The organism is Rhizobium sp. YJ-22 (genome assembly GCF_029601685.1).
Classification (GTDB): domain Bacteria; phylum Pseudomonadota; class Alphaproteobacteria; order Rhizobiales; family Rhizobiaceae; genus Metarhizobium.
This window is the reverse complement of the sequence record NZ_JARRIR010000001.1, coordinates 647,502-668,012: the sequence shown is the minus strand read 5'-3', so window position 1 is coordinate 668,012 and position 20,511 is coordinate 647,502. Positions and strand designations below refer to the sequence as shown.

At 64.2% G+C, this 20,511-nt stretch carries 21 protein-coding genes; 16 read left to right on the top strand and 5 right to left on the bottom strand.

Going from position 1 to position 20,511, the window contains the following annotated elements; genetic code table 11:
* The first annotated feature begins 18 nt into the window (after positions 1 to 18).
* The 15 genes from trpS (at position 19) to P7F60_RS03115 (ending at position 13,721) form a co-directional block, all read left to right on the top strand.
* Complete coding sequence (gene trpS / locus P7F60_RS03185; protein ID WP_277916242.1) at positions 19 to 1,086, top strand: tryptophan--tRNA ligase; 1,068 nt, start codon at positions 19 to 21, stop codon at positions 1,084 to 1,086.
* Positions 1,087 to 1,171: 85 nt separating this feature from the next.
* Positions 1,172 to 1,663 carry a universal stress protein gene (locus P7F60_RS03180; protein ID WP_277916241.1) on the top strand — a complete coding sequence of 164 codons (492 nt, stop codon included), beginning with the start codon at positions 1,172 to 1,174 and terminating at the stop codon, positions 1,661 to 1,663.
* A 157-nt stretch (positions 1,664 to 1,820) separates the two neighbouring features.
* Positions 1,821 to 2,384 (top strand): NifU family protein, encoded by a 564-nt coding sequence (locus P7F60_RS03175; RefSeq protein WP_277916240.1) that lies wholly within the window; start codon positions 1,821 to 1,823, stop codon positions 2,382 to 2,384.
* Between the two features lie 25 nt (positions 2,385 to 2,409).
* The gene (tsaB, locus tag P7F60_RS03170) at positions 2,410 to 3,069 is read left to right on the top strand and encodes a tRNA (adenosine(37)-N6)-threonylcarbamoyltransferase complex dimerization subunit type 1 TsaB (protein WP_277916239.1); all 660 of its coding nucleotides are present in this window, start codon (positions 2,410 to 2,412) and stop codon (positions 3,067 to 3,069) included.
* Between the two features lie 110 nt (positions 3,070 to 3,179).
* Complete coding sequence (locus P7F60_RS03165; protein WP_277916503.1) at positions 3,180 to 3,626, top strand: N-acetyltransferase; 447 nt, start codon at positions 3,180 to 3,182, stop codon at positions 3,624 to 3,626.
* Positions 3,627 to 3,670: 44 nt separating this feature from the next.
* Entirely contained in the window at positions 3,671 to 4,099 is a 429-nt protein-coding gene (locus P7F60_RS03160; protein ID WP_277916238.1) for a Fur family transcriptional regulator, read from the top strand.
* Between the two features lie 13 nt (positions 4,100 to 4,112).
* Positions 4,113 to 4,910, top strand: a complete 798-nt coding sequence (locus tag P7F60_RS03155; protein WP_277916237.1) for a lysophospholipid acyltransferase family protein — start codon at positions 4,113 to 4,115, stop codon at positions 4,908 to 4,910.
* Between the two features lie 49 nt (positions 4,911 to 4,959).
* Positions 4,960 to 6,372 (top strand): tRNA (N6-isopentenyl adenosine(37)-C2)-methylthiotransferase MiaB, encoded by a 1,413-nt coding sequence (miaB, locus tag P7F60_RS03150; protein ID WP_277916236.1) that lies wholly within the window; start codon positions 4,960 to 4,962, stop codon positions 6,370 to 6,372.
* Between the two features lie 108 nt (positions 6,373 to 6,480).
* Positions 6,481 to 7,527 (top strand): PhoH family protein, encoded by a 1,047-nt coding sequence (locus P7F60_RS03145; protein WP_277916235.1) that lies wholly within the window; start codon positions 6,481 to 6,483, stop codon positions 7,525 to 7,527.
* Between the two features lie 18 nt (positions 7,528 to 7,545).
* Complete coding sequence (gene ybeY, locus P7F60_RS03140; protein WP_277916234.1) at positions 7,546 to 8,052, top strand: rRNA maturation RNase YbeY; 507 nt, start codon at positions 7,546 to 7,548, stop codon at positions 8,050 to 8,052.
* 12 nt (positions 8,053 to 8,064) lie between these two features.
* Entirely contained in the window at positions 8,065 to 9,165 is a 1,101-nt protein-coding gene (locus P7F60_RS03135; RefSeq protein WP_277916233.1) for a hemolysin family protein, read from the top strand.
* 87 nt (positions 9,166 to 9,252) lie between these two features.
* Entirely contained in the window at positions 9,253 to 10,836 is a 1,584-nt protein-coding gene (gene lnt, locus P7F60_RS03130; protein WP_277916232.1) for an apolipoprotein N-acyltransferase, read from the top strand.
* A 284-nt stretch (positions 10,837 to 11,120) separates the two neighbouring features.
* Complete coding sequence (locus P7F60_RS03125; protein WP_277916231.1) at positions 11,121 to 11,540, top strand: helix-turn-helix domain-containing protein; 420 nt, start codon at positions 11,121 to 11,123, stop codon at positions 11,538 to 11,540.
* Between the two features lie 229 nt (positions 11,541 to 11,769).
* A complete protein-coding gene (metK, locus tag P7F60_RS03120; RefSeq protein WP_277916230.1) occupies positions 11,770 to 13,008 on the top strand; it encodes a methionine adenosyltransferase in 1,239 nt (412 codons plus the stop codon).
* Positions 13,009 to 13,016: 8 nt separating this feature from the next.
* The gene (locus tag P7F60_RS03115) at positions 13,017 to 13,721 is read left to right on the top strand and encodes a tRNA (guanosine(46)-N(7))-methyltransferase TrmB (protein WP_277916229.1); all 705 of its coding nucleotides are present in this window, start codon (positions 13,017 to 13,019) and stop codon (positions 13,719 to 13,721) included.
* 135 nt (positions 13,722 to 13,856) lie between these two features.
* Here P7F60_RS03115 and P7F60_RS03110 read toward each other — a convergent pair whose 3' ends face one another.
* Together P7F60_RS03110 and P7F60_RS03105 are read right to left on the bottom strand one after the other, a co-directional pair.
* Positions 13,857 to 14,114, bottom strand: a complete 258-nt coding sequence (locus P7F60_RS03110; RefSeq protein WP_277916228.1) for a DUF1150 family protein — start codon at positions 14,112 to 14,114, stop codon at positions 13,857 to 13,859.
* 46 nt (positions 14,115 to 14,160) lie between these two features.
* Positions 14,161 to 14,586, bottom strand: coding sequence for an Hsp20 family protein (locus P7F60_RS03105; protein WP_277916227.1), 426 nt, complete (start codon positions 14,584 to 14,586; stop codon positions 14,161 to 14,163).
* Positions 14,587 to 14,770: 184 nt separating this feature from the next.
* Between P7F60_RS03105 and P7F60_RS03100 the strand changes: the two genes are divergently transcribed.
* Positions 14,771 to 15,715, top strand: coding sequence for a nucleoside hydrolase (locus P7F60_RS03100; protein ID WP_277916226.1), 945 nt, complete (start codon positions 14,771 to 14,773; stop codon positions 15,713 to 15,715).
* 70 nt (positions 15,716 to 15,785) lie between these two features.
* Here P7F60_RS03100 and P7F60_RS03095 read toward each other — a convergent pair whose 3' ends face one another.
* From P7F60_RS03095 to rmuC, 3 genes are all read right to left on the bottom strand, one after another.
* On the bottom strand, positions 15,786 to 18,137 hold the full coding sequence (locus P7F60_RS03095) for a methyl-accepting chemotaxis protein (protein ID WP_277916225.1): 2,352 nt from the start codon (positions 18,135 to 18,137) through the stop codon (positions 15,786 to 15,788).
* Positions 18,138 to 18,339: 202 nt separating this feature from the next.
* Complete coding sequence (locus tag P7F60_RS03090; protein ID WP_277916224.1) at positions 18,340 to 19,239, bottom strand: ribokinase; 900 nt, start codon at positions 19,237 to 19,239, stop codon at positions 18,340 to 18,342.
* A gap of 54 nt (positions 19,240 to 19,293) precedes the next feature.
* Entirely contained in the window at positions 19,294 to 20,454 is a 1,161-nt protein-coding gene (rmuC, locus tag P7F60_RS03085) for a DNA recombination protein RmuC (protein WP_277916223.1), read from the bottom strand.
* Positions 20,455 to 20,511 lie beyond the last annotated feature (57 nt).

The following is a 20,511-nucleotide window of genomic DNA, read 5'->3' as shown; positions in this document are numbered from 1 at the left end:
CAGCCTATTGAGGACATCATGGCCGAATTCCAAAAACTCGTCTTTTCCGGCGTGCAGCCGACCGGCAACCTGCATCTCGGCAATTATCTCGGCGCGATCCGCAAGTTCGTGGCGCTGCAAAAGGACAATGACTGCATCTATTGCGTCGTTGATGAGCATGCCCTGACGGCGCAGCTCGTCCACGAGGATCTGCGCGGCCAGACGCGCGCCATCGCCGCCGCCTATATCGCCTCCGGCATCGACCCGAAGAAGCATATCGTCTTCAACCAGTCGGCCGTCGCAGGCCATGCCGAGCTTGCCTGGATCTTCAATTGCGTCGCCCGCATCGGCTGGATGGAACGCATGACCCAGTTCAAGGACAAGGCCGGCGGCAAGAATGCCGAGCAGGTGTCGCTCGGTCTGCTGGCCTATCCCTCGCTGATGGCCGCCGACATCCTGCTCTATCGCGCCACGCATGTGCCCGTCGGCGACGACCAGAAGCAGCATCTCGAGCTGACCCGCGACATCGCCCAGAAGTTCAACATCGATTTCAGCGCCAATATCCGCAAGGAAGGCTACGGCATCGACATCAAGGTCGGCGACGAACCGGTGCATGCCTATTTCCCGATGGTCGAGCCGCTGATCGACGGGCCGGCCCCGCGCGTCATGTCGCTCCGCGACGGCACCAAGAAGATGTCGAAGTCGGACCCCTCCGATCTCTCGCGCATCAACCTGATGGACGATGCCGAGACCATTTCGAAGAAGATCCGCAAGGCCAAGACCGATCCGGACGGCTTGCCGAGCGAGCCTGAAGGCCTGAAGGGCCGCCCGGAGGCCGACAATCTCGTCGGCATCTACGCGGCGCTGTCGGACAAGACGAAGGCGGATGTGCTCGCCGACTATGGCGGCCAGCAGTTCTCGGTGTTCAAGCCGGCTTTGATCGAACTCGCCGTCTCCGTGCTCGCGCCGATCACCGAGGAAATGCGCCGCCTGACCGGCGATACCAGCCATATCGACGCCATCCTGCGCGACGGCGGCGAGCGGGCCAATGCGCGGGCCGAAAAGACCATGAAGGAAGTGCGCGACATCATCGGCTTCCTGCGTTAATGATAGGTGCATTCGGGCGGGCCGCCGGCGTCCGCCCGATAGCATCTTTCGTGCGAATGAGCTTCGTCCGGCATAGAGTTGCGGCATGGTTTCGAAACGTCTCTCCCGCCTTGAAGGTCACCGCCGCAAGTTCCTGGCCGTGATCGACAATACGCCCGAATGCCAGCGCGCCGTGCATTACGCCGGCCGCCGCGCCAAGAATACCAACGGGGCGCTGAGCCTGCTCTACGTCATCCCCGAAGGCGATTTCCAGCAATGGCTTGGCGTCGAGGAGATCATGCGCGCCGAGGCGCGCGAGGAGGCCGAATCGACGTTGGCCAAGGTCGCCCAGATCGTCCGCGAAAGCATCGGCATCGAGCCGGAAATGGTTATCCGCGAAGGCAAGGCCGCCGACCAGATCGTCAGCCTGATCGAGGAGGACCGCGATATCGCCATCCTCGTGCTCGCCGCCGGCTCCGCCAAGGAAGGGCCGGGGCCGCTGGTCTCGTCGATCGCCGGGCGCGCCTCCGCCTTCCCGATTCCGGTGACGGTGCTGCCCGACACGCTGACCAACGAGGAAATCGACGCCCTCTGTTGACGACAATCGTCGCCGCGCTCTTGATGCGCGGGCGGGATCGGCTTATTTTGGAAGTATTCTAAAAGTAATTCCAGGAAAAGTGCGAAGCGGTTTTCCGTGCGGAATTACGAACACAATGAGCGGCCGCGCCTTGAACCGGTTCGCGAAGGAGATTGAAATGTTCATTCAGACCGAAGCGACGCCGAACCCGTCGACGTTGAAATTCCTGCCGGGCAAGGTGGTGCTGGAGCAGGGCACGGCCGAATTCCGCAGCGCGGCGGAAGCGGATGCCTCGCCGCTGGCCGCGCGCATCTTCATGGTGCCGGGCGTCACCGGCGTGTTCTTCGGCTATGATTTCGTCACCGTCACAAAGGACGGGGCCGAGTGGCAGCATCTCAAGCCGGCGATCCTCGGCGCGATCATGGAGCATTTCATGTCCGGCGCCTCGGTGATGGGCGCGGCCGGCAGTTCGTCCGACCAGACGGACGGCGAGGAATTCTTCGATGCCGGCGACGAGACCATCGTCGCCACGATCAAGGAGTTGCTGGAAACCCGCGTCCGCCCCGCCGTCGCCCAGGATGGCGGCGATATCACCTTCCGCGGTTTCCGCGAAGGCACGGTTTTCCTGAACATGAAGGGTTCCTGCGCCGGCTGCCCGTCCTCGACGGCGACGCTGAAGCATGGCGTGCAGAACCTGCTGCGCCACTTCGTGCCGGAAGTGCGGGAAGTGGAAGCCGTTTGATGCAGGCTGGAATGGTGCGCCGCGCATGATCGTCCTGGCGCTCGATACCGCCGGCGTCGATTGCGCCGCCGCGCTCTATGACAGCGAAACGGGCAGGGTTCTGGCCGAGGTCTGCGAGACCATCGGCAAGGGCCATGCCGAGCGGCTGATGGCGATGATCGACGAGGCGCTGGCCGCCTCCGGCCTTGCGCTTGCCGATCTCGACCGCGTCGCCGTGACCGTTGGCCCCGGATCCTTCACCGGCATCCGCGTCGGCGTCGCCGCCGCGCGCGGTCTGGCGCTGGCGCTCGGCATCGAGGCAGTCGGGGTCACCACGCTTGCCGTACTCGCCGCCATCCACCGCGAAACCGGCGCAGATCAGCCCGTGTTCGTTGCCATGGATGCCAAGCGCGGCGAGGTCTATGCCCAGGTCTTCGCCGCCGATGGCGCTGTTTTGAGCGAACCCGTCGAACTGGCGATTGCGGATGCGGAAGCGCTTCCTGCCCGCTACGGGGCAGCGGTCGCCGGCTCCGGCGCGCCGCTTCTCGCCGGTGCGGCGGAAGGTTCCGGCCCCGATCATTTTTCCATTGCACATGTCGCGCGACTCGGCGCAGATTTGCAACCGGGCGCGGCCAGACCCAAGCCGCTCTACCTGCGTGCGCCCGACGCCAAGCCGCAGACGGGGTTTGCCCTTTCCCGGGCATAAGGCCCCGTCGTTGCAGCGGTTTTGCGTCTGAGGACCGGCGGCGAAACCGAATGTGAGACGACGTGCTGGAAGCCTATCTGCCCCGCAAGACCGAATTTGAAATCCTGCCGATGCAGACGGACGATTGTTCGCGGGTCGCGGCTCTGCATGGCGAGCGCTTTTCCCGCCCCTGGGGCGACGGCGAATTCCATAGCCTTTTGATGCAGCCCTATGTCTTCGGCTTCGTGGCGAGGCAGATGAACGGGTTGTTCAAGCTGCCGCTCGCGGGCTTCGTGCTCACCCGGGCGGTGGCCGACGAAGGTGAGATCCTGACGGTCGCGGTCCACACCAAGGCGGCGCGCGCCGGGCTCGGCTGGCGGCTGATGCTGGCGGCGATGCGCGAGGTCCATGCCCGTGGCGGCGAAAGCCTGTTCCTCGAGGTCGACGACACCAACCAGGCCGCGCTCGGCCTGTATCGCAAGCTCGGATTTGCGAAGGTCGGCGAACGGCCGGCTTACTACACAGATAAGAACGGGGTGCGAACGACGGCGCTTGTCATGAAGCGCGATCTTCGCTAGTCCCGTGCCTTTGACGGTTGATTGACGGCAAAGGGCCACCGCCCATGACAGACCTTTCCAAGTCGCTCGAAGAGCTGTGCACCGAGCGCGGAATGCGCATGACCGACCAGCGCCGGGTGATCGCCCGCATTCTGGAGGAATCGGAAGACCATCCCGATGTCGAGGAACTGTATCGCCGCTCGGTCCAAGTGGATGCGAAGATCTCCATCTCGACCGTCTATCGCACCGTAAAACTGTTCGAGGATGCCGGTATCATTGCGCGGCATGATTTCCGCGACGGCCGCTCACGCTACGAGACGGTGCCGGAAGAGCATCATGATCACCTGATCGATCTCAAGACCGGCACTGTCATTGAATTCCGCTCGCCGGAAATCGAGGCGCTGCAGGAGCGCATCGCCCGCGAGCACGGCTTCCGGCTGGTCGATCACCGGCTGGAGCTCTATGGCGTGCCCCTCAAGAAGGATGAGCGCTGACGGAGAGCCCCGCGTGATCGAGGCGTTGCGCATCGGCTTCAAGGGCGCGGTTCTGGCCGTCGCCACCCTGTTCCTGCTGCCTGTGCATCTGCTGGCGCTGAAATTCCGCTGGCCGATCCGCCGGCGCATTCCGCGCTGGTGGCATCGCGTCGCCTGCTGGATGCTCGGCATCCGCGTGCGTGTCCATGGCGTCATCGATCCGCGCCGGCCGCTGATGCTCGCCGCCAACCATTCCTCCTGGCAGGATATCATGGTGCTCGCCTCGATCGCCGACGTGGTGTTCATCGCCAAGTCGGAGGTGAAGACCTGGCCGGTCTTCGGCCTGCTGGCGCGCTGGCAGGAAAGCGTCTTCGTGGTGCGGGAGGAAAAGCGCCGCACCGGCGAGCAGGTCAATGAGATCGGCGAGCGCATGGCCGATGGCGAGATCGTCGTCCTGTTTCCCGAAGGTACGACCTCTGATGGTAACCGCCTGCTGGAGGTCAAGTCGTCGCTGTTCGGCGCTGCGGCCGCGGCCGTTCCGGCGTCGGCCAGCGGCATGGTGCATATCCAGCCGGTGGCGATCGCCTATACCGGCATTCACGGCACGCCCATGGGCCGCTACCACCGGCCGATCTCGGCCTGGCCGGGTGATGTCGAATTGGTGCCGCATCTCAAGGATCTGCTGAAGGTCGGGGCGATCGAGGTCGACGTCACCTTCGGCGAGACGGTCGACTACACCGCCCGCAGCAACCGCAAGCAGGTGGCCTCCGCCGTCGCCGCTTCGATCCGCCACCACCTGATGGCGTCGCTGCGCGGGCGGCCGGGCGAGTGAACGGCATTTTTCCGTTTCAAATGGACGGAAAAGCCACTAAATAGCGCCCATGACCCAGGACACCGCCCAGACCGCCGCCCCGCAGGCTCCTGCCAGCGATGGCGCCAACAGTCGCAAGGTTTTCGTGAAGACCTATGGCTGTCAGATGAACGTCTACGATTCCGGCCGCATGACCGATGCGCTGGCCCGCGACGGCTATGTGCCCACCGAAGACATGGGCGAGGCCGATCTGGTGTTGCTCAACACCTGTCATATCCGCGAAAAGGCGGCGGAGAAGGTCTATTCGGCGCTCGGCCGCCTGCGCGACATGAAGAAGGCGCGCAATGCGCAAGGCCGCGAATTCATGATCGGCGTCGCCGGCTGCGTCGCGCAGGCCGAGGGCGAAGAGATCCTGCGCCGTGCGCCCGCCGTCGACGTCGTCATTGGCCCGCAGACCTATCACCGGCTGCCGGAAGCGCTCAACAAGGCCCGCTCCGGCGCCCGCGTCGTCGAGACCGACTATGCCGTCGAGGACAAGTTCGAGCATCTGCCGGTCGCCGAAAAGGCGAAGATTCGCGCCCGCGGGGTCACCGCTTTCCTCACCGTGCAGGAAGGCTGCGACAAGTTCTGCACATTCTGCGTGGTGCCGTATACGCGCGGCTCCGAAGTCTCCCGTCCCTTGTCGCAAATCCTCGATGAAGCGAAAAAGCTCGCCGAGGGCGGCGTGCGCGAACTGACCCTGCTCGGCCAGAACGTCAATGCCTGGCACGGCAAGGGGCCGAAGGGCGAGGAACTGACGCTCGGCGACCTGCTCTATGCGCTGGCCGAGGTGCCGGGCATTGCCCGCCTGCGCTACACCACCAGCCATCCGCGCGACATGGACGACCGGTTGATCGCCGCCCATCGCGACCTGCGCGTGCTGATGCCCTATCTGCATCTGCCGGTGCAGAGCGGTTCGGACCGCATCCTGAAAGCCATGAACCGCCGCCACACGGCCGCCGAATATCTGGCGCTGATCGAGCGCATCCGCGCCGCCCGCCCCGATATCGCGCTCTCGGGCGATTTCATCGTCGGCTTTCCGGGCGAAAGCGAGCAGGATTTCGAGGATACGATGTCCCTGATCCGCGCGGTCGGTTATGCTCAGGCCTTCTCGTTCAAATATTCGATCCGTCCGGGCACGCCCGGCGCGGAGATGGACGGCCATCTTTCGGAAGAGGTCAAGACCGACCGTCTCGAGCGGCTGCAGGCCCTGCTTCTGCAGCAGCAGAAGGATTTCAACGAAAGCTGCATCGGCCGTGAGATCGAGGTGCTGCTCGAAAAGCCCGGCCGCATGGAAGGCCAGCTCATCGGTCGCTCGCCCTGGTTGCAGTCCGTGAATGTTGATGCAAAAACATCGCAAATCGGTGACATTATCAAGGTGCGAATCACCGGAACCGGCCCCAACAGCCTGTTTTCCGAGCCGATCACGATACAGGAAGGGTAATCCCCCGAAAAGCGCGGACAATCGTCGGTCTAAGCCTTCACAAACCTCCGGGCGAGGACTACCTTTCAGGAGAGCAATGCCGAGCCGAGAGCAAAGGAGCCTCATCGCTTGAACGGACACGATCTGGTTACTTCCCCGCCGCGCCAGTCTCGCCCGCCTGTGACAGACGCCAATCACTTCGTGCTCACGTTCGAGAACAACCGACACGCCAGCGAGCTTTTCGGCCAGTTCGACCAGAATCTCAAACTTCTGGAAGAGCGCCTGCATGTGACGGCCCGTCCGCGCGGCAATTCCGTCGCCATATCAGGCGATGTCGTGGCCACCAACCAGGCGCGCCGGGCGCTGGATTTCCTCTATGAGCGCGTGCAGCGCGGCGGCTCGGTCGAGCCTTCGGATGTCGAGGGCGCCATCCGCATGGCGCAGGCCGCCGACGACCAGCTGACGCTGCCGACCCTGGAACGCAAGGCCAAGCTCAGCATGGCGCAGATTTCCACCCGCAAGAAGACCATCGTCGCCCGCACCCCGACGCAGGATGCCTATATCCGTGCCATGGAGCGCGCCGAGCTGGTCTTCGGCGTCGGCCCGGCCGGGACCGGCAAGACCTATCTCGCCGTCGCCCATGCCGCCCAGCTTCTGGAGCGCGGCGCCGTCGACAAGATCATCCTGTCGCGCCCGGCGGTCGAAGCCGGCGAACGTCTCGGCTTCTTGCCCGGCGACATGAAGGAGAAGGTCGATCCCTATCTGCGGCCGCTCTATGACGCGCTCTATGACATGATCCCCGGCGACCGCGTCGAGCGGGCAATCACCGCCGGCGTCATCGAGATCGCGCCGCTCGCCTTCATGCGCGGCCGCACGCTCTCCAATGCCGCCATCATTCTCGACGAGGCGCAGAACACCACCTCGATGCAGATGAAGATGTTCCTGACGCGTCTCGGCGAAAACGGCCGCATGATCGTCACGGGTGACCCCAGCCAGATCGACCTGCCGCGCGGCGTCAAGTCGGGTCTGGTCGAGGCGCTGGATATCCTCGAAGGTGTGGAAGGCATTTCCACCGTTCGCTTCAAAGATGTCGATGTCGTGCGCCACCCGCTGGTCGGACGCATCGTCCGGGCGTATGATGCGCAATATGCTCCCGCTGCCAGCGAGAGCGAGTGAAGCGCGACGAACAGGGCAATGACGAAACTCGATATTCAGGTCAGCGTCGAGGACGACGGCTGGGGCGACGAGGCGTCGCTGCAGGACGTCGGCAGCCGGGTTCTCGGCGCGGCGGCGGATTTTCTGGCGCGTGAGCAGGGGCAACCTTTCCCCGAGGAGCCGCCGGAAGTGTCGCTGGTGTTCACCGATGACGCCTCGATCCGCGAAATCAACGCCGAATGGCGCCAGCAGGACAAGCCGACCAACGTGCTGTCTTTCCCCGCTTTTCCGGTGACGCCGGGCGAAAAGCCCGGACCGATGCTCGGCGATATCGTCATCGCCCGCGAGACTGTCGAGCGGGAAGCGGTTGACCTCGGCAAGAGTTTCGAGGAACATCTGACCCATCTGCTTGTTCACGGTTTTCTTCATCTGCTCGGTTACGACCATATGGAAACGGAAGAAGCGGAAGAGATGGAGGCGCTGGAGACTCGCATTCTGGCGTCTTTGGGCCTATCTGACCCCTATGCGGGACAGGACCCGATATGACAGTTTGGAACAATGAGCGATTTTTCGATAAGACCGGCCCGTGAGGCCAAGGAAGACGGGGAAGCCTCGTTATCGGACGAAGGCCACAGTCCGCAACGGGCGGAACAGTCCCCAAAGCATTCCAATTCCTTCTGGACGCGCGCCCTGCGTCTCCTGCGTCCGGCAAGTGCCGCGCAACTGCGTGAGGACATTGCCGATGCCCTGCTGACCGAGACCGATGGCGTCGACGTCTTCGCCCCCGAAGAGCGGGCCATGCTGCGCAACATCCTGCGCTTCCGCGAGGTAAGCGTCGAGGATGTCATGGTGCCGCGCGCCGATATCGAGGCGGTCGACCTGTCGATCACCGTCGGCGAGTTGATGATCCTGTTCGAGCAGTCCGGCCGTTCGCGCATGCCGGTCTATAACGATACGCTCGACGATGCCCGCGGCATGGTTCATATCCGTGATCTGCTCTCCTATGTCGCCAGGCAGGCGCGGGCAACGCGCCGTCCGGTGGCCGGCGCCACGCCCGAGGCAACGCAGGAGGCCATCCGCGCCGAAGCGGCGAGCGTCGATCTCAGCCGTGTCGACCTCGCCACGCCGCTGTCGGAAGCCGGCATCGTCCGCGAAATCCTGTTCGTGCCGCCGTCCATGCTGGCCTCGGAGCTGCTGCAGCGCATGCATCAGCAACGCACCCAGCTTGCCCTCGTCATCGACGAATATGGCGGCACCGACGGCCTCGTTTCGCATGAGGACATCGTCGAGATGGTGGTCGGCGATATCGACGACGAGCATGACGACGACGTGCCGATGTTCTCCAACGCGCCGAACGGGGTGGTCGTCGCCGATGCTCGCGCCGAACTGGAGGATCTCGCCGAAGCCCTCGGTCCGGATTTCGACATTCGCGACAAGCTGGAAGACGTCGATACGCTGGGCGGCCTGATCGCTTCGGAACTCGGCCGCATTCCGGTCAAGGGCGAGGTGGTGCAGGCAGTTCCCGGCTTCGAATTCCACATCGTCGATGCCGATGCCCGCCGCGTCAAGCGGGTGCGCATCCTGCGCCGTCACCCCGCTTCGGTGCCGGTGGTCAACGACGCCCCGCCGATCGCCGGTGAGCCGGCATCGGAAAGCTGATCAGCCTCAACGTGGCTAAGGACAAAGCTCCTCGTTTTTGAAAGACTGCGTCCAACTGATTCGGGCGCAGTTGATCGGGGAGAATGCGTGGAAAGGCTTGCCGGCAGGATCATGCTTCTGGGAGGGGCGCGGCGCGCCCTTCTCGCCTTCTTGGCCGGGGCTTTCGGCGTTCTGGCCTTACCGCCCTTCGGCTTCTTCGCGGCGCTGTTTGTCTCCTTCACTTTGCTGGTCTGGCTCCTCGACGGCGTTGGCGGCGGCCCGCTCGCGCGGCTGAGAAACGCCTTCGCCATCGGCTGGATGTTCGGCTGGGGTTATTTCGTCGCCGGCCTGTGGTGGCTCGGCCATGCGCTGATGATCGATGCCGAGGAATTCGCCTGGGCGTTGCCGCTTGCCGTCCTCGGCCTGCCGGCCTTCCTGGCGCTGTATTACGGGCTGGCGGCGATGGTGGCGCGGCTGTTCTGGTCGGACGGCATGGGCCGCATCGCGGCCCTTGCCTTCGGCTTCGGCCTCGGTGAATGGCTGCGCAGTTTCCTCGCCACCGGCTTTCCCTGGAATGCGGTCGGTTACGGCATCATGCCGATGCCGCTGATGATGCAGAGCGCCCATCTCGTCGGCCTGTTCGGCATCAGCGCGCTCGCCGTCTTCGTGTTTTGTACGCCGGCGCTTCTGGCGACGCGGCGCGGCCTGTTGCCCGGTGCGGCGATCGCCATCGCCCTGTTTGCCGCCCATCTCGGCTACGGCGCCTATGCGCTGACCGTGCCGGAGACGCCGGTCAGGGGCGGCGAGGTTACCGTGCGGCTGGTGCAGCCGCGCATCGACCAGGCGCAGAAGCTGGACGACGGTTCGCGCGAAGCCGTCTTCGCCGAGCATCTGAAGCTCTCGACAGAAGCGCTGAAGGAGGGCGGGAAGCGGCCGGATATCATCGTCTGGCCGGAGACCTCCGTCCCCTATATCCTGACGCAGAACCACGAGGCGCTGGCGCGCATCGCCGATATGCTGGAGCCTGGCCAGGTGCTGCTTGCCGGCGCGGTGCGCGCCGAAGACATGGGACCGGGACTCGAGCCGCGCTATTACAATTCGATCTATGTCATCGACGATGCCGGCCAGATCGTCGGGGCCTCCGACAAGGTGCATCTCGTGCCCTTCGGCGAATACCTGCCCTTCGAGGATCTGTGGCATGAACTGGGCGTCGACCAGGCGATCGCAGACATGCCCGGCGGCTTTTCCGCCGCCGCCCGCCGGGCGCTGCTGACCTTGCCGAACGGTCTGATCCTCTATCCGCTGATCTGCTATGAGGCGATCTTCCCCGACGAGGTGACCGGCGACGTCGCCCGTGCCGACGTGATCCTCAACGTGACGAACGACGCCTGGTTCGGCAATACGCCCGGCCCCTACCAACATTTCCAGCAGGCGCGGGTGCGCGCCGTCGAGGAGGGGCGACCGCTGATTCGCGATGCCAACAACGGCATTTCCGCCTTCGTCGACGCCAAGGGGCGGATCGTCGCCGGCCTGGATTTCGACACGAAGGGCGTCGTTCAATCAACCGTTGGTGGCAAGTTGAACGCAACGCTGGACGATGCCGCCCGGAGCCTGTACTTTGGGTTGATCATGACCGTTTTGGCTGTGGTCGCTTTGAGTGCCCGCATCGGTTTCTCCTTGCGACGCGATTGACCCAAAACCCCTAAAATTGCATAGTCGGCCCGCCCACCTTACCCTTCGCATGCCGGGCATCGTACAGGCATCGCGGTCGGCGGACGAGTCGGCGCGGGGCGGAAGCGAAAAGCGACGGGCGGACTGGATTATGCAACGCGATGAAAACCTTAGTTTGTCCGGGAGATGTGGAAACCGGTTTTCCCGACATGGCAAACGAAAACGAAAGGTCTTCGGCGCTTGCTGTAAAACATTGCAAACAAGCGATGAGTCAATCGCAAAAACGGGAACTTTAGGACGTTGAGATGATCGAGAACAAAAAGAAGCCGAATCCGATAGATATTCATGTCGGAAGCCGAATTCGCCTGCGCCGCACCATGCTGGGCATGAGCCAGGAAAAGCTCGGCGAAAGCTTAGGGATCACGTTTCAACAGATCCAGAAATACGAAAAAGGCACCAACCGCGTCGGCGCCAGCCGGTTGCAGAACATCGCCAGTATTCTCAACGTTCCCGTCTCCTTCTTCTTCGAGGACGCCCCCGGCGAGCACCAGACGGAGCAGGGTGGATTTGCCGAAGCCAACTCCTCCTCCTATGTCGTCGATTTCCTCTCTTCCTCGGAAGGCCTGCAACTCAACCGCGCCTTCGTGAAGATCACCGACCCCAAGATTCGCCGCAAGCTGATCGACCTGGTCAAATCGCTGGCCGACGAATCCGAGACAGAATGACGCAACCCCCGCCCGCTCCGCGCCATTCTCCCGCCGGGAGGGTCGAGCGGGAGGTGAAGGGATATAGTAAAAGCACAAGGCGGCAGATTTGCCGCCTTTTTGCATGTTTTTGACAGTTTTTTGCGTGACCGTCGGTCACATAAAGATATATTTATGTCCTTGTGTGCTTGTCTTTCGACGCCTAAATGCGTAACACACCACACGCCTGTTTCTTTGAGGGGAATCCCGCATGCGCGCCAATTATCTGTTTACCAGTGAGTCCGTCGCCGAAGGTCATCCGGACAAGGTCTGTGACCGTATTTCCGACGAAATCGTCGATCTCGTGTACCGTGAAGCCGCCAAGACCGGCGTCGATCCGTGGAGCGTGCGCATCGCCTGCGAAACGCTGGCGACCACCAACCGCGTCGTGATCGCCGGCGAGGTTCGCCTGCCGCCCAGCCTGATGAAGACGGACAAGCAGGGCAACGCCGTCATCAATCCCTCGAAGTTCAAGTCGGCCGCCCGCAAGGCGATCCGCGACATCGGCTATGAGCAGGACGGCTTCCATTGGAAGACCGCCAAGATCGACGTGCTCCTGCATTCGCAGTCCGCCGACATTGCGCAAGGCGTGGACAGCGCCGCCGACAAACAGGGCCACGAGGGCGCCGGTGACCAGGGCATCATGTTCGGTTATGCCTGCCGCGAAACCCCGGACCTGATGCCGGCCCCGATCTATTATTCGCACCGCATCCTGCAACTGCTCGCCAGCGCCCGCAAGAAGGGCGAGGGCGATGTCGGCAAGCTCGGCCCCGATGCCAAGAGCCAGGTGACCGTGCGTTACGTCGACGGCAAGCCGTCGGAAGTCGTCTCCATCGTGCTCTCCACCCAGCATCTCGACGACTCCTGGGATTCGGCCAAGGTGCGCGCCGTGGTCGAGCCCTATATCCGCGAGGCGCTCGGCGACCTGAAGATCGCCGACGATTGCAACTGGTACATCAACCCGACCGGCAAGTTCGTCATCGGCGGACCGGACGGCGATGCGGGCCTCACCGGTCGCAAGATCATCGTCGACACCTATGGCGGTGCTGCCCCGCATGGCGGCGGCGCCTTCTCCGGCAAGGATACGACCAAGGTCGACCGCTCCGCCGCTTACGCCGCCCGCTATCTGGCCAAAAACGTGGTCGCCGCCGGTCTTGCCGATCGTTGCACCATCCAGATCTCCTATGCCATCGGCGTCGCCCAGCCGCTGTCGATCTATGTCGATCTGCACGGCACTGGCAAGGTTGGGGAAGACGAGGTCGAGGCCGGCATCCGCAAGGTGATGGACCTCTCGCCCTCGGGCATCCGCCGCCATCTCGATCTCAACAAGCCGATCTATGCGAAAACCTCGGCCTACGGCCATTTCGGCCGCAAGTCCGGCCGCGACGGCTCCTTCTCCTGGGAAAAGGTCGACCTGGCCAAGGCCCTCAAGGAAGCGGTGAAGGGCTGATCGGGATCATGAGCGACGCAGGCCGCCCGCAGCGGGCCACGGAAGCATTTTTCGGACGGCGCAAGGGCAAGCCCCTGCGCGGCCTTCAGGCCGATACGCTGAAGAGCGGCCTGTCGTCGTTGAAGATCGATCTGGAAACACCGGCGCCGCAGGATATCGCGGCGCTGTTTTCGGTGCCGGTCGAAACCATCCGCCTGGAAATCGGCTTCGGCGGCGGCGAGCATCTGGTGCATCGCGCCGGCGAGCAGCCGAAGACCGGCTTCATCGGCGTCGAGCCCTTCGTCAATTCGATGGCGAAGCTTTTGTCACGGGTGCGCGATCTCGGGCTGGAAAATATCCGGGTTTACGAGGACGATGCGACGCAACTGCTCGACTGGCTGCCCGAAGCCTGCCTCGACCGCATCGACCTGCTCTATCCCGATCCCTGGCCGAAGCGGAAGCACTGGAAGCGCCGCTTCGTCTCGCAGGTCAATCTCGACCGTTTTCACCGCGTGCTGAAGCCGGGCGGGCTTTTCTGCTTCGCCTCGGATATCGATACCTATGTCAACTGGACACTGCTGCATTGCCGCGACCATGGCGGCTTCGCGTGGCAGGCGCGCAACGCGGCCGACTGGCTGACGCCCTATGCCGGCTGGCCCGGCACGCGCTACGAGGCAAAGGCCCGGCGCGAAGGCCGCTCTTCCGCCTACCTGACATTCCGCAAGGCTGGATAAATCGGATCGTTCTGGCGCGATGTTCGCGCCGGTCCTCGTCCTGATTCGAAACGGCGGCTTTTTACGCCAAACTTACGGGCCGCCGTTTTCATCGAAGGGGAGGGGCCGCGGTCTTCTTGCGCGGCAAAAGCCTGTCTATTGCAGGGTGACGGTTTTCAGGTCGTCCTCGGCGGCCTTGAAGAAGGTCGAGGAGCGATTGTCGGTGAGCAGCAGCGGCGTGCCGTCGGCGCCGAACAGCGCCCAGAGATCGAGGCTCGGATCGATTTCCGGCGCTTCGGGGAAGCAGCGCGTCACTTCGTCGAGCCGCATCTTGCGGATATAGCCGACTTCGCCGGCGCCCAGATGGGCAAGCTCGGATTGCGTCAGGCGGGCGGTGGCGTCTTTCATCAACATTGTCTGGCTCCACGTTGAGGAGGAACGGCAGCAGCGCCGTCACCCCTCACTGTGAAACGGAAATGTTAATTTTCTTTACCATACGCTCCGGTTCGGGACGGATGAGATCGACGGACAGCAGCCCGTTGCGCAAGGCAGCGCCGAGCACATGCATGCCGTCCGCCAGCACGAACATGCGCTGGAACTGGCGCGCGGCAATGCCGCGATAGAGATAGTCGCGTTCGGCCTGTTCGAGCTGGCGGCCGCGGATGACGAGCTGGTTCTCCTCGACGGAAACGTCGAGTTCCTCCTCGGAAAAACCGGCGACGGCCAGCGTGATTCGCAGCCTGTCCGGCGCGTCGTCGCTGCCGCGCAGGCGCTCGATATTGTAGGGCGGATAGCCGTCGCTCGCCTTGGCGATTCGCTCCAGCGTCTTTTCCATGCTGTCGAAGCCCAGGAGAAGCGGGCTCGCGAAAGGGGTGATACGGGTCATCGTCTAGTCCTTGATCCAAGCGACCGGCCCGGATCTTCGAGGAAGCCTCCGGATGGCCCTAATATGGGCGGCGGCACCGTGGAGCGCAAGACGCGAAACGGGCGGCTTGGTGAGCGAGCTGCCCGCTTGACAAACCGCGCAGGCCATCCCAATCAACCCCCAGATATTCATGGAGGAGGGCCAGATGGCCGAGAAGCGAAAGATCATCATCGACACCGATCCCGGTCAGGACGATGCGGCCGCCATTCTTTTGGCCTTCGGCAGCCCGGAGGAACTCGAGGTGCTGGGCATCACCACGGTCGCCGGCAACGTGCCACTGGCGCTGACCTCGCGCAATGCGCGGATGATCTGCGAACTCTGCGGCCGCCAGGACATCAAGGTGTTCGCCGGCGCCGACCGCCCGGTCAAGCGTCCGCTGATCACCGCCGAGCATGTCCACGGCAAGACCGGCCTCGACGGTCCGGTCCTGCCGGAGCCGACCATGGCGCTCCAGGAACAGCACGGCGTCGATTTCATTATCGAGACCCTGCGTCGCGAGCCGGCCGGCACGGTGACGCTCTGCACGCTGGGGCCGCTCACCAATATCGCGCTGGCGCTGGAAAAGGCCCCCGACATCGCGCCGCGCGTGCGCGAGCTTGTGATGATGGGCGGCGGCTTCTTCGAGGGCGGCAACATCACGCCGGCCGCCGAATTCAACATCTATGTCGACCCCGAAGCGGCGCAGGCGGTGCTGAAGAGCGGCATTCCCGTGGTGATGATGCCGCTCGACGTCACCCACCAGCTCCTGACACTGAAGAAGCGCGTCGAGGCCATCCGCGCCATCGGCACGCGCCCGGCAATTGCCATGGTCGAGATGCTGGAATTCTTCGAGCGTTTCGACGTCGAGAAATACGGTTCCGACGGCGGCCCGCTGCACGATCCGAGCACCGTTGCCTATCTGCTGAAGCCGGAGCTGTTCAAGGGCCGCGACTGCAATGTCGAGGTCGAACTCGAATCCGAGCTGACGGTCGGCATGACGGTTGTCGACTGGTGGCAGGTGACCGATCGCAAGCACAATGCCAAGGTCATGCGCCACGTCGATTCCGATGGCTTCTTCGCGTTGCTGGCCGAGCGTTTCGCCCGCGTCTGACGCCGGTGACATCGCAATGAAAAAGGCCGCCGGATCGCTCCGACGGCCTTTTCGTTTCATCGTCCCGGGATCAGAATTCTTCCCAGTCGTCGCTGGCGACCGCCACGGCCGCCGGGCCGCTGGCGCGGCGAACCGGCGCGGGGCGGGAAGCCCTCGCCTGGGGTTGGGGCTGCGGCGGGGTGGGCGTGCGCATCTGGCGGGCCGTCTGGCGCAGGGCGGAAACCGGATCGGCCTGCTCCGCACCGGTCTTGAAGGCCGCCATCAGCGATTTCAGCTTCACGGCTTCTTCGGCCAGCGCCGCGCCGGCTGCGGTCTGTTCCTCGACCATGGCGGCGTTCTGCTGGGTCACCTGGTCCATCTGGGTCACCGCGCTGTTGATTTCGCGGATGCCGATCGCCTGCTCGCTGGCGGAGGCCGAGATCTGGCGGATGAGGCCGTTGATCTGCATCACCTGACTGGCGATCTTGTCGAGCGCCTCGCCGGTGCGGCCGACGAGGCCGACGCCTTCCTGCACCTGGCCGGCCGACGCATTGATCAGCGTCTTGATCTCCTTGGCGGCCTGGGCGGAGCGCTGAGCGAGTTCACGCACTTCCTGGGCGACGACGGCAAAACCCTTGCCGGCTTCCCCGGCGCGCGCGGCCTCGACCCCGGCGTTGAGCGCCAGCAGGTTGGTCTGGAAGGCGATCTCGTCGATGACGCCGATGATGCGCGAGACTTCCTGCGAGGAATTCTCGATGCCCTGCATCGAAGAAATGGCCTTCTGGACGATGTCGCCGGAGCGTTCGGCATCCTTGCAGGCAGATTCGACGCTTTCGGCGGCGGCGCGGGCATTGTCGGCGCTGGAACCGACCTGCGCCGCGAGCTGGTTCAGCGCCGCTGCGGTTTCTTCAAGGCTTGCGGCCTGCTGCTCGGTGCGGCGGGCAAGGTCGCTGGCGCTGCGGCTGATTTCGCTGGTGCCGCCGCTGATGTTGTTGATCGAGATGCTGATTTCGCCGGACATCCGCTCCAGGCTCTGCAGCGCGCCGTTGAAATCATGCTTCAGCGTCGCATAATCCTCGGGGAAGTCCTCGGTGATGCGGTAGGAGAGATTGCCGGTGGAGAGCTGCGACAGGCCCTTGCCGACCAGGGCGACGACATGGCGCTGCTGCTGGGTCGATTCGTTGCGCTGGTTTTCGGAGCGCTGCCGCTCCTGCTCGGCGGCCTGGCGCTGCTTGCCCGCTTCCGTTTCCAGCGCGCGGCCGCTGGCCAGCGTATGCCGCAGGCCTTCGAGCGCGCCGGAGAGGGCGCCGATCTCATCGCTGCGGGTACGGCCGGCAACCGGCGTCGAATAGTCGCCGCCGCTGAGACGGCCGACATCGGCCATCAGGCCGGTGAGCGGCCGCTTGATGAAGGCGCGGGCGGCGAAATACAGCGCCAGCATGACGGCGGCGAGCACGACGATGCCGCCCAGCGCCATCATCAGCGTCTGCGCCTGCACGGGCGCCGCGATCGCGGCTTCCGGCACGTCGACCAGCACGGCCCAGGTGACGTTGAGATCGGGCAGCGCGAAGGGATAGACGACGCGGCGATAGGTGACCCCGTCCGCGCCGACGATGCCCTCGACGACCTCGCCCTTGCCGCCGTCGAGCGCTGCCTTGATGGCGGTGTCGCCGGCATCCTTGTAGTCGGTCATGCCGAGCTCGACGGTCGGGGCGACCATCCACTGGGCGCTCTGCGAGAGCAGCAGCACGCGGCCGTTGCCGAAGGGCTTCAGCTTGCGCAGGCTGTCGGCCAGCGAGCCGAGAGAGATGTCGATGCCGGAAACGCCGAGCAGCTTGCCGCCGGACATGACCGGATAGCTGATCGAGGTCATGGCCGTGGGAATGGCGATCGACTGGGCTTTGTAAGGCTTGGTGATGTGGCCGGCGCGGCTGGTGGCCGTGGCGGAATACCATTCGGCCTTATAGTCCTCGTCGAAGGTGGAGAAATCGATACCGCCGGTGCCGGCGTTCTTGGTCCAATAGGGGGCGAAGATACCGTGCTTGTTGGCGCCGATATCCGCCTGGTTGGCGATCTCGTCCTTGCGGCCGTCGAAGGCGCGCTCTTCCTCGATGAACCAGCTTCCGAAAGCGAAGGGGTTCTGGTCGACATTGGCGCGCAGCACCTGGATGAGACCCTTGCGATCGAGCGCCTTGCCTTCATGGCTGCGGCTGATGACGCCGGCCATGGAGCGGGCGGCGCCGGAGAGTTGGCCGACCTGTGCGGAGATGTCGTTGGCGATTGCCTTGGCCTCGCTTGAGGCCTGCGCCATGGTCAGCGACTCAACCCGATCTCGCGATTGCGAGATGAGCACGAGATTGGACGACAGCATGACCAGCGCGATCGAAACGCCGCTGACGGCCATCAGCTTGGCAGCCAGCGAATTGAGCTTGAACTTGAACATGGGAGACGGTCTCGGCAATCGTTGGGCAGCCGAGTTGTCTCGGATGCCGCTGGGCTCGGTTTATAAAGCTGGAACCCTTCGCTTCGCAGTTGCGAAAGCCGCGAGGCATCGGTATTCCCCTCTGCCCCCATGCGTAATCGGCATCGGTTAAATTAGAATAAAATCCCCGCCAATTCCCTGATTTTGCCTGCTTTGCGCCAGATCACAGCCGCTTTGCGACGTCCTCTGCGGTAGGGATCGACGGCTGTGCTCCATGCTTCAGGCAGGCCAGCGAACCGGCGATCGCGGCGCGCCGCAATGCCATGGGAAAATCGAGGCCATCGGCAAGGCCGGCGGCAAAATAGCCGCAGAAGGTATCGCCGGCGCCGACCGTGTCGACCGGCTCGATCTTCAGGCCGGCGCTGCGATGCAGCGCCCCCTCGCGCGCGGCGATCACGCCATCGGCGCCAAGCGTGACGATGATCGTCTGGCCGGTCTCGGCGTGCAGGCGCTTTAGCGCAGCCTCGCGGGCCGCCGAATCCATGCCGTCCTCACCGGCAAGGCGTTCGAATTCGGTCTCGTTGGCGATGACCACATCGGCCAGGCGGCCAAGGCGGGCGGCATCTTCGATCAGCGGTGCAAGGTTCAGCACGGTGGTGACGCCCTTTTCGCGCGCCGCGTTCAGCATGCGCTCGACGGCGGGGGCGGGGATCTCGAACTGCAGCATGACGATATCGCCGGGCGACAGTTTTGCAATGGCCGCATCGGCATCTTCGGCGGTCATCGTGCCGTTGGCGCCGGGCACGACGGCGATCATGTTCTCGCCGTCGGCCCCGACCAGGATCAGCGCCGTGCCCGTGGGCTCGTCGGTCTGCTTGACATCGGACAGATCGGTTCCGGCCTGCTTGAGAAGCGCCAGTGCCGGTTCGGCAAAACCGTCGCGGCCGACCGCACCGCTTATGCGCACATCAGCGCCGGCGCGGCGGGCGGCCAGCGCCTGGTTGGCGCCCTTGCCGCCGGCGGCGGTGGAAAACCCGGTGCCGGAGACCGTCTCGCCCGGCTTCGGCAGGCGTTGCGTGGTGGCGATGAGGTCCATGTTGATGGAGCCGAAAACCGTAATCATCAGGCGTGTCCCGTCTGTCTCATGTGCAATGGAAAGCGACACTGCCCGAGAGGCTCAATCCTCGTCAACCACCCTCAGCTTCAGAAGTCCCGTGCGGCTTTCGACGCCGCGTGGCGCCGGCTGCGGTTCCGGAGGCGTAGCGGCCGGGGTTGCCGCAGTCTCGGCGAAATCGAGGGAGACGATCTTCTCGCCGCGTTTCATCATCTTGGCCCCGGAGACGGCGATCATCTCCACATCCTTCTGCGCGGCGGAAAAATGCGATTGCAGTTTCGCCACCCGGTCGTCGAGCCGGGCGAGGTCGCCGAGCAGATGCGCCACCTCGCCCTGGATGACATGCGCCTGCTCGCGCATGCGCTGGTCCTTCAGCACCGACTGGATCACCTGGATCGACAGCATGAGCAGCGAGGGCGAGACGATGACGATGCGCTGGCGTTGCGCCCGCTGGATGATCGCCTCGTGATGCTCATGGATATCGGCGAAGATCGATTCCGAGGGCACGAACAGGAAGGCGGTCTCCTGCGTCTCGCCGGTAACAAGGTATTTTTGCGCGATGTCGCGGATATGGGTGTCGAGGTCGCGGCGGAATTGCTGTGTCGCCAGCCGCGCAGCTTCCGGCGAGGCGGCGGCGCGCAGCGCGTTCCACGCCTCCAGCGGAAATTTCGCGTCGACGACCAGCGGCGGCGCGCCGTTCGGCATGCGGATGGTGCAATCCGGGCGCGAGCCGTTCGACAGCGTTGTCTGGAAGGCATAGGCGCCCATCGGCAAGCCATCGGCGACGATCGCCTCCATGCGCGCCTGACCGAAAGCGCCGCGCGTCTGCTTGTTGGAGAGAATAGCCTGAAGGCCGACGACATCCTTGGCGAGCGTCTGGATATTGCTCTGCGCCGCATCGATGACGGCAAGCCGCTCCTGCAGTCGTCGCAGGTTCTCATGGGTATGGCGCGTCTGTTCGGTCAGCGTCGCGCCGATGCGCTGGCTCATGCCGTCGAGTCGCTGGCCGATGGACTGGTTGAGTTCCGCCTGCCGTGTGCCAAAAACATCGGCCATGGCGGCGAGGCGGCCGTTGAGATCGGCCTGCGCCCGCATCAGCTCGGCCATCTGCGCTTCCGCCTGATCCCGCCCGCCGTTGCGGCGCAGGAAAAGCACGCCGATCAGGAGGACGCCGACGGCAAGCGCGACGAGGCCGCCCGGGCCGAAGCCGGAAAGCCATGCCATGAGATTTTGCGCCGGGGATGCCTGTTCCATGCCTCCAGTCATAGCAGACATGGCGGA

Coding starts and splice junctions, on each gene's coding strand:
- trpS (WP_277916242.1), top strand. CDS start 19: ATGGCCGAATTCCAAAAACTCGTCTTTTCCGGCGTGCAGCCGACCGGC.
- P7F60_RS03180 (WP_277916241.1), top strand. CDS start 1,172: ATGGTTTCGAAACGTCTCTCCCGCCTTGAAGGTCACCGCCGCAAGTTC.
- P7F60_RS03175 (WP_277916240.1), top strand. CDS start 1,821: ATGTTCATTCAGACCGAAGCGACGCCGAACCCGTCGACGTTGAAATTC.
- tsaB (WP_277916239.1), top strand. CDS start 2,410: ATGATCGTCCTGGCGCTCGATACCGCCGGCGTCGATTGCGCCGCCGCG.
- P7F60_RS03165 (WP_277916503.1), top strand. CDS start 3,180: ATGCAGACGGACGATTGTTCGCGGGTCGCGGCTCTGCATGGCGAGCGC.
- P7F60_RS03160 (WP_277916238.1), top strand. CDS start 3,671: ATGACAGACCTTTCCAAGTCGCTCGAAGAGCTGTGCACCGAGCGCGGA.
- miaB (WP_277916236.1), top strand. CDS start 4,960: ATGACCCAGGACACCGCCCAGACCGCCGCCCCGCAGGCTCCTGCCAGC.
- ybeY (WP_277916234.1), top strand. CDS start 7,546: ATGACGAAACTCGATATTCAGGTCAGCGTCGAGGACGACGGCTGGGGC.
- P7F60_RS03135 (WP_277916233.1), top strand. CDS start 8,065: ATGAGCGATTTTTCGATAAGACCGGCCCGTGAGGCCAAGGAAGACGGG.
- P7F60_RS03125 (WP_277916231.1), top strand. CDS start 11,121: ATGATCGAGAACAAAAAGAAGCCGAATCCGATAGATATTCATGTCGGA.
- metK (WP_277916230.1), top strand. CDS start 11,770: ATGCGCGCCAATTATCTGTTTACCAGTGAGTCCGTCGCCGAAGGTCAT.
- P7F60_RS03115 (WP_277916229.1), top strand. CDS start 13,017: ATGAGCGACGCAGGCCGCCCGCAGCGGGCCACGGAAGCATTTTTCGGA.
- P7F60_RS03110 (WP_277916228.1), bottom strand. CDS start 14,114: ATGTTGATGAAAGACGCCACCGCCCGCCTGACGCAATCCGAGCTTGCC.
- P7F60_RS03105 (WP_277916227.1), bottom strand. CDS start 14,586: ATGACCCGTATCACCCCTTTCGCGAGCCCGCTTCTCCTGGGCTTCGAC.
- P7F60_RS03100 (WP_277916226.1), top strand. CDS start 14,771: ATGGCCGAGAAGCGAAAGATCATCATCGACACCGATCCCGGTCAGGAC.
- P7F60_RS03095 (WP_277916225.1), bottom strand. CDS start 18,137: ATGTTCAAGTTCAAGCTCAATTCGCTGGCTGCCAAGCTGATGGCCGTC.
- P7F60_RS03090 (WP_277916224.1), bottom strand. CDS start 19,239: ATGATTACGGTTTTCGGCTCCATCAACATGGACCTCATCGCCACCACG.
- rmuC (WP_277916223.1), bottom strand. CDS start 20,454: ATGGCATGGCTTTCCGGCTTCGGCCCGGGCGGCCTCGTCGCGCTTGCC.